2 protein-coding genes are annotated in these 1422 nt (G+C 74.5%); both read right to left on the bottom strand.

Translation table 11 applies throughout. From position 1 onward, the window contains the following. Positions 1-250 precede the first annotated feature (250 nt). Positions 251-514, bottom strand: coding sequence for a TM2 domain-containing protein (locus ABT122_RS33535; RefSeq protein ID WP_351559972.1), 264 nt, complete (start codon positions 512-514; stop codon positions 251-253). Between the two features lie 234 nt (positions 515-748). Continuing rightward, positions 749-1099 (bottom strand): DUF2752 domain-containing protein, encoded by a 351-nt coding sequence (locus ABT122_RS33530; RefSeq protein ID WP_351559974.1) that lies wholly within the window; start codon positions 1097-1099, stop codon positions 749-751. Positions 1100-1422: the final 323 nt, after the last annotated feature.

Genomic DNA, 1422 nt, shown 5'->3' with positions numbered 1-1422 from the left:
GAGACCGGGGCCCCGGTGGAGCGCTGGGCAGGCCTTGCACCCGCATCCCCCCACGGGAAGTGGGGTGTCTTTCCTTGGACCACCAACGCATGCCCGCCGTGCGGGACTTCCCGGCCGCGGCGACAAGATCCACTATAGCGCGGCGGCACCGCCCCCGGCACACCCGGCGGACCGGCCCCGCGGCGGTCCGGAGGGCGCGCAGCCCTCCGGACCGTTTGCGCGTCTCCCGCTCCGCCGAGCGGGTGGCGGGTCAGCTGCGCAGCACCCGGCCGTGCTTGTCGGTGCGGTCGTTGCTGGTGAGGAAGAGGATGCCGTCGATCAGCGCCCAGACGCCCAGACCGCCGCAGGTGAGGAGCTGGGCGATCGCCATGCCGGTGGAGCCGACGTAGAAGCGTCCGATGCCGAGACCACCGAGGAGTATCTGGAGGACACCGGCGACGATCTTCGACTTGTCGGAGTAGGGGCGGCCCTGGGGGTCGAAGCCGTACGGGGCATCCGGGGTGGGGACGGTCATGGGGTATCTCCTGGGTGAGCGGAAGAACAACCGGAACAGAGAATTCCGGGGTGAGTCAGGAGGGAACCACGGCCGAAGATCGCACGCTGAACGCCCCCCTGTGTCATGGCAGCGTAAAAAAGCCGCGGCCCCAGCGGGAGGGGGAACAGGTGATCGTGCCCGTTCCGTGATCAATCACGGCAATGTGCGCGCTTCGCGCAGCCGTCGCCAGCGAACACCGGGCCCGTGGCGGGGTCACACCGCGTTGCGGAGCACGGCCCAGGCCACGGCCGCCGACACCACCAGGACCTGGGTCCGCCGGCTCAGCCGGGGCCGCCAGCGGCGTCCGCGCAGGCCCTCGGCGGCCCACCGGGCCAGCAGTGCGAGTGCGAACGGCGCGGTGAGGAGCAGCAGCCGGTTGTCGGCCCAGGCGGCCGCGATATCACCGTGCATCAGGTCGTACACCATGCGGGTGCCGCCGCAGGCGGGGCAGAGCACTCCGGTGAGCAGGCGGAACGGGCAGCGGGGCAGCAGCTGTCCGCCCTCGTGCGGATCGGTGCCGTACAGATACGCGGCGCCCGCCGTCCCGGCGGCCAGCACGGCCAGGGGTCCGGCGGCCGGGTGGAGTGCGGCCGCGCGGGGGCCCGGGCCGGCGCGTCCGGGGCGGCGCTCCGGGGACGGGGAGGACTGCGCGGTCACGGTTCCTGCTTCCGGTGGGCGGAGGGGCGGGTGGGGCGCCTCTGGCCGTCATCCTGCAGGACGGGGCGGGTGCGGGGGAACTCCCCCGGGCCGGGCCCGGTGCGGCGGTGGTGTGGCGTGTGCCGTGCGCGCGCGGCGAGAGGGCCCCGGTCTCCGTGAGGAGACCGGGGCCCCGGTGGGGGGCGGGGGAGGGCGAGCCCCCGCCACCCCCCCCGGGCCGGGGGGGGGCT

Origin of the sequence: Streptomyces sp. NPDC001985, assembly GCF_040296845.1 — a bacterium.
Lineage (GTDB): Bacteria > Actinomycetota > Actinomycetes > Streptomycetales > Streptomycetaceae > Streptomyces.
This window is presented reverse-complemented; position numbering and strand designations above follow the sequence as displayed.

What these genes read in the sequence shown, in the direction of transcription:
- ABT122_RS33535 (WP_351559972.1), bottom strand. Translation starts at nt 514, where the DNA reads ATGACCGTCCCCACCCCGGATGCCCCGTACGGCTTCGACCCCCAGGGC.